A 6,342-nucleotide genomic window follows, 5' to 3' on the forward strand; every position below is an offset into this window, starting at 1 on the left:
CCGGGCCCGGACCCCCTTCGAGGGGTTCCGGGCCCGGCCCGTTTCCGTAGGACCGCTACCGGCTAGCCGTGCGCCCGCAGCAGCGACCGCATCGTGCGCATCGCCACCGACAGGTTCGCCAGGTCGAAGTCGTCCGAGCCCCGGATCTCGTCCAGGGTCGTCCGCGCCCGGCCGATCAGCGCCGCGTTCTTCTCCTCCCACGCCTTGAAGCGCTCCTCGGGAGTGGCGTCCGCCTCGCCCACCGACAGCACGTCCGCCGTCAGCGCCGCGTGCGCCGCGAACAGGTCCTCACGGATCGACGCACGGGCCATCGACTGCCAGCGGTCCGAACGCGGCAGCTCGATGATCCGGTCCATCAGCTGCGTGATCTCCAGCCGGTCGGCGAGGTCGTAGTACACCTCGGCGACGGCCAGCGGGTCCACGCCCGTCCGGTCGGAGGTGGCCACGATGTCCAGCGTCGGGAACGCCGACGAGAACCCGGCCACCTTCGCCGCGAGCTCCGACGGCACACCCTCGCCCGTCAGCTCGTCCATCACCGACTGGTACCACTCCAGGTCCGCGCCGCGCACCAGCTTCGGCAGCTCGGCCCAGACCTGCGCCACCCGCGCGCCGAACAGCTCGACGGTCTCGGTGATCTGCAGCGGCTGCGGCCGGTTGTTCAGCAGCCAGCGCGTACCGCGCTCCACCAGGCGCCGCGAGTGCAGCCGCACCCGGGTCTGGACGTCCGCCGGGACCTTGTTGTCGAGCGCCTCGACCGCGTCCCACACCTGGGCCAGGCCGAAGATCTCACGGGCCGACAGCTGCGCCCGGACGATCTCCTCCAGGGACGCCCCGGTCTCCTCCCGCAGCCGGTGCAGGAAGGTCGAACCACCGGTGTTGACGGTGTCGTTCACCAGCAGCGTCGTGATGATCTCCCGGCGCAGCGCGTGCGCGTCGACCTGCTCCGGGAACTTCGCCACCAGCGCGCCCGGGAAGTAGGCGTGCAGCAGACGGCGCAGGTACGGGTCGTCCGGGAGCTCGGTGTGGATGAGCTCGTCCGCCACCGTGATCTTGGTGTAGGCGAACAGGACGGCCAGCTCCGGCTGCGTCAGACCGCGGCCGGTGTTCAGCAGCTCGCGGATCTGCCGGTCGTTGGGCAGGAACTCCAGCTGGCGGTCCAGCTGCCCGTCCCGGCCCAGCCGGCGCATGAAGCGCTGCTGCGCGTGCAGCAGGCTCGACGCCTGCGCGGAGCCGTTGGCCAGGGCCACGTTCTGCGCGTAGTTGTTGCGCAGGACCAGGCGGCCGACCTCGTCCGTCATCTCGGCCAGCAGCTTGTTGCGCTGCTTGACGGTCATGTCGCCCTCGGCGACCAGCCCGTTCAGCAGGATCTTGATGTTCACCTCGTGGTCCGAGGTGTCCACGCCCGCGCTGTTGTCGATGGCGTCGGTGTTGACCTTGCCGCCCTCGCCGCCGGCGCCGCTGCGGGCGAACTCGATCCGGCCCAGCTGGGTCAGACCCAGGTTGCCGCCCTCGCCGATGACCTTGGCGCGGACGTCGGAGCCGTTGACGCGGATCGCGTCGTTGGCCTTGTCGCCGACGTCGGCGTGCGTCTCGGCCGTCGCCTTGACGTACGTTCCGATGCCGCCGTTCCACAGCAGGTCCACCGGGGACTTGAGGATCGCCTGCATCAGGTCGGCCGGGGTCATCTTGGTGACGCCCGCCTCGATGCCGAGGGCCGCCCGCATCTGCGCGTTGACCGGGATGGCCTTCGCGGTACGCGGGTGGATGCCGCCGCCCGCGGACAGCAGCGCGGTGTCGTAGTCCGCCCACGAGGACCGCGGCAGCTCGAACAGGCGCCGGCGCTCCGCGTACGAGGTGGCCGCGTCCGGGGTCGGGTCGATGAAGATGTGCCGGTGGTCGAAGGCGGCGACCAGGCGGATGTGCTCGGAGAGCAGCATGCCGTTGCCGAAGACGTCACCGGACATGTCGCCGACGCCGACGACCGTGAAGTCCTCGGTCTGGGTGTCGTGGCCCAGCTCGCGGAAGTGCCGCTTGACGGACTCCCAGGCACCGCGGGCCGTGATGCCCATGCCCTTGTGGTCGTAGCCCGCGCTGCCGCCCGACGCGAAGGCGTCGCCCAGCCAGAACCCGTACGACTCGGCCACGCCGTTGGCGATGTCGGAGAAGGTCGCGGTGCCCTTGTCGGCGGCGACGACCAGGTAGGTGTCGTCCCCGTCGTGGCGGACCACGCCCTTGGGCGGGACGACCTCGCCCGCGACCATGTTGTCCGTGATGTCGAGCAGCGCCGAGATGAAGATCTTGTACGAGGCGATGCCCTCGGCCAGCCAGGCGTCGCGGTCCACCGACGGGTCCGGCAGGTTCTTCGCGACGAAGCCGCCCTTGGCGCCGACCGGCACGATGACGGTGTTCTTGACCATCTGCGCCTTGACCAGGCCGAGGATCTCCGTACGGAAGTCCTCACGGCGGTCGGACCAGCGCAGACCGCCTCGGGCGACCTTGCCGAAGCGCAGGTGGACGCCCTCGACGCGCGGGGAGTACACCCAGATCTCGAACGCCGGGCGCGGGGCGGGCAGGTCCGGGATGGCCTGCGGGTCGAACTTCATCGACACGTACGAGTGCTGCTCGCCCGCGGAGTTCAGCTGGAAGAAGTTCGTGCGCAGCGTGGCCTTGATCAGCGTCAGGAACGCCCGCAGGATGCGGTCCTCGTCGAGCGAGGCGACCTGGTCCAGGGCCCCGTCCAGCTCCTCCAGCATGGCGTCGACGAGCTCGGTGCCGGCGGACTGGCGGCCGGGCGACATCCGCGCCTCGAAGAGCGAGACCAGCAGCCGGGTGGTGTGGACGTTGTTGCGGAGGGTGTCCTCCATGTAGTCCTGGCTGAAGGTGGAGCCGGCCTGGCGCATGTACTTGGCGTACGCGCGCAGGACGACGGCCTGCCGCCAGGTGAGCCCGGCGCCCAAGACGAGGGTGTTGAAGTTGTCGTTCTCGGCCTCGCCGGTCCACACGGCCGCGAAGGCCTCCTGGAACCGCTCGCGGGCGTCGTCGCCGAGGTGGGCGTCGCCGTTGCCCGCCGCGGGCATCCGCAGGCCGAAGTCGTAGATCCAGGCGCTCACCCGGTCGCTGCGGCGCAGCTCGTACGGGCGCTCGTCGGTGACCTCGACGCCCAGGCGCTGGAGGACCGGCAGGACGGCGGACAGGGAGACCTGCTCACCCTCGCGGTAGATCTTGAAGCGGCGCTCGCCCGGTCCCGCGCCCACGGGCTCGTACAGGGAGAGCGCGAACTCGCGGTCGCTGGCCGACAGCCGCTCCAGGTGGCACAGGTCGGACACGGCCATGCGCGGCGTGTGGTCGGCCTTGTAGCCCTCGGGGAACGAGCCGCTGTACTTGCGCAGCAGCTCGGCGGCGCGCTCCTCGCCCAGCTCGGCCGTCAGGGCCTCGCCGAAGCCGTCGGCCCAGGAGCGGGCGGCCTCCACCAGGCGGGCCTCGACGCGCTCGACGTCGGCGTCGGTCAGGGCAGGCAGCTGGGTGCCCTGCGGGACGCGGACGACGAAGTGGATGCGGGAGAGGACCGACTCGGTGTTCCAGGCGGTGAAGTCCACGCTGGTGCCGCCGAGCTCCTCCTTCAGGATGTCCATCAGCCGCAGCCGGACACCGGTGGTGAACCGGTCGCGCGGCAGGTAGACGAGGGCCGAGTAGTAGCGGCCGTACTCGTCCTGGCGCAGGTAGAGCCGCAGCCGGCGGCGTTCCTGCAGGTACAGGACGGAGGTGGCGATCTCGCGGAGCTTGTCGACGGGGGTCTGGAACAGCTCGTCGCGCGGGTAGGTCTCCAGGATCTGGAGCAGGTCGCGGCCGTCGTGGCTGGACGGGGAGAAGCCGGCGCCCTCCAGCACCTCGGCGACCTTGCGGCGGATCACCGGGACCCGGCGCACGGACTCGGTGTACGCGGCGGAGGAGAACAGGCCGAGGAAGCGGCGCTCGCCGACCACGTTGCCCTCGGCGTCGAACTTCTTGACGCCGACGTAGTCGAGGTACGAGGGGCGGTGCACGGTCGCGCGGCTGTTGGCCTTCGTCAGCACCAGCAGCTCGTGCTCGCGGGCCTTGGCGCGGGCGTCGGCCGGCAGCCGGTTGAAGGACGGCGAGACGGGGTGCGCGTCCTCCTGGCCGTGGTGGACCGGGTCGGAGCGCAGGATGCCCAGGCCGGTGCCGGGGACGGCCGCGAGGGCGTCGCCGTCGACCAGGTTGTACTCGCGGAAGCCGATGAACGTGAAGTGGTCGTCGGCCAGCCAGCGCAGCAGCTCGCGGGCCTCCTCCAGCTCGTACTCGCGCAGGTCCGGCGCGGTCGGCTCGTTCGGCAGCTCTTCGGCGATGCGCAGTGCGGCGTCGCGCATCTTCTCCCAGTCCTCGACGGACTCGCGGACGTCGGACAGGACGCGCAGCAGGTCGCCGGTGATCTGCTTGAGGTCGGCCTTGTCGGTCTCGCGGTCGATCTCGACGTGGATCCACGACTCGACGAGGGAGTCGTGCGGGCGCGCCGTCTTGGGACCGTGGGCGTCGCAGTCGGGGCCGAGGATCTCGATCAGCTTGCCGGTGACGTCACGGCGCACGACGACCGTCGGGTGGATCACGACGTGGATGCCGCGGCCCTGGCGGGACAGCTCGTTGGTGACCGAGTCCACGAGGAACGGCATGTCGTCGGTGACGACCTCGACGACCGAGTGGCTGGAGGTCCAGCCGTTCTCCTCGACCGTGGGGGTGTGCACGCGGACGTTCGCCGTGCCCTGCGGGCGGGCCTCGGCCAGCCGGTAGTGGGAGAGCGCCGCGCCGAACACGTCGACCGGGTCGCGGTCCGCGAGGTCCTCGGGGGCCGTGTGCAGGTAGTAGCGCTGGAGGTAGGCGAGCGTCGCGCCCTGTCCGGGGTGCTCCCCTTGCTCGGACCCAGTCGGAAGTAGCCCCCCGGCCGGGCTGTTCTCAGCTACCCGTGCCGCCCGCGCGAGCAGCTCGGCCTTTGCTTCGTCCAGCTTGGTCTGCATGTCCTCTGGCTCCTGTCGCGCGCCATTGCGTGACGTAGGTGAAGGAAGGAATGACAGAGCGCCGAGATGGAACGGAAAGTCCATCCGGATCCGGTTGCGGCGCCGTGTCGTCGGGAGAGCCGCCCGGGAGGGCTTCGACCATGATCGACAGGTCCCGGCGGCGGGGATCAGCGAAAGCCCGGGCACGGACGTGCGCCGGGCGCGGGCCGGGGGCATGGGTGCCCCCGAGGACTATCGCGCTGATCACGGGTACAAGGCTATCTCGCCGCACCCCCAGGTCGTCATTCACTGCATCTGTACAAAACCTGGGTTAAAACCTGGACACTCTGGCCAGCGACTCGGCCGCCGCGACGTGCGGGGGTCGTTATCCGGCCAGCTCACGGGCGGTGGCGACGGCCTCGGCGAGGCTGTCGACGACCGGTACGCCCGCGGTCTCCAGACTGGCCCGGCTGTGCGAGCCACCGGTGTACAGAACCGCGCGTGCGCCCACGTGGGCGGCGGCCAGCGCATCGTCCACGGCGTCGCCGACGAGGACCGTACGGGAGGCCGTCACACCGGCCGCCTCCATGGCGGCCATATGGCGTACGAGGTGCCCCGCCTTGGAGGTGTGCGAGGGTCCGGTGCGGCCGTCGACCCGGAGGAAGTGCACGTCGATGCGGTGTTCACGGACCAGGGGGACCAGCTTGTCGTGGGGCGCGAGGGACAGCAGGGACTGGGTGAACCCGTCCGCCTGCCAGCCCCGCAGCAGCTCCCGCGCGCCCTCGGCGAGACCGGAGTCGGCGGCGGCCGCCCAGTAGTGCCGGTGGAAGGCCTCGTCCATGACGACCCACTCGGCCTCGGTGGGCAGCCGGCCCATGAGCCGCTCGTAGAACTTCGGCACGGGCACCACGTACAACTCGCGGTACCGCTCCAGGGTGATCGGCGGGAAACCGAGCTCGGCGAAGGAGGCATTGGTGGCGGTCATGACGGCGTCGATGTCGTGGAGCAGGGTCCCGTTCCAGTCCCACACGATGTGGGCCGTACCGTCACTCACCGGAACCTCCGCCCCCATTCCACTCAACCCGCCCAAGGCACCCATCCCACTCCTCCCGCTCACCCCAGCAGCCCGGGGATCTCCTGCACGCCGAACCACAGCAGCTCGTGGTCCTCGGCCCCGTCGACGGTGAACTGCGCGTCGTCGTCCCCGGCGTCCGCGGCGGCCAGGGCCCCGGCGGCGGCGGTGACGTCCTGCTCGGCGTCCTCGGCGTCCACGTGCACGGCGGCGGCCACGGACAGCCGCACGGCGGCGGCGAGCGTCACCTGCCCGAGGGTGGCC

3 protein-coding genes are annotated in these 6,342 nt (G+C 70.9%); all 3 read right to left on the reverse strand.

Annotation, left to right across the window (positions count from 1 at the left end; all coding sequences use genetic code 11):
- Positions 1–62 precede the first annotated feature (62 nt).
- Positions 63–5,027, reverse strand: a complete 4,965-nt coding sequence (locus VR44_RS33910) for an NAD-glutamate dehydrogenase (RefSeq protein WP_045951482.1) — start codon at positions 5,025–5,027, stop codon at positions 63–65.
- Positions 5,028–5,391: 364 nt separating this feature from the next.
- Positions 5,392–6,078, reverse strand: a complete 687-nt coding sequence (locus VR44_RS33915) for an HAD family hydrolase (protein ID WP_045951483.1) — start codon at positions 6,076–6,078, stop codon at positions 5,392–5,394.
- Between the two features lie 41 nt (positions 6,079–6,119).
- Positions 6,120–6,342: DUF6912 family protein (locus VR44_RS33920; RefSeq protein ID WP_045951484.1), on the reverse strand; the 223-nt coding region annotated here is incomplete at its 5' end.

The organism is Streptomyces katrae, assembly GCF_000966975.1.
GTDB lineage: Bacteria > Actinomycetota > Actinomycetes > Streptomycetales > Streptomycetaceae > Streptomyces > Streptomyces katrae.

Bases quoted from the DNA above. Each gene is read 5' to 3' on its own strand.
- VR44_RS33910 (WP_045951482.1), bottom strand. From the start codon at position 5,027: ATGCAGACCAAGCTGGACGAAGCAAAGGCCGAGCTGCTCGCGCGGGCG.
- VR44_RS33915 (WP_045951483.1), bottom strand. From the start codon at position 6,078: ATGGGGGCGGAGGTTCCGGTGAGTGACGGTACGGCCCACATCGTGTGG.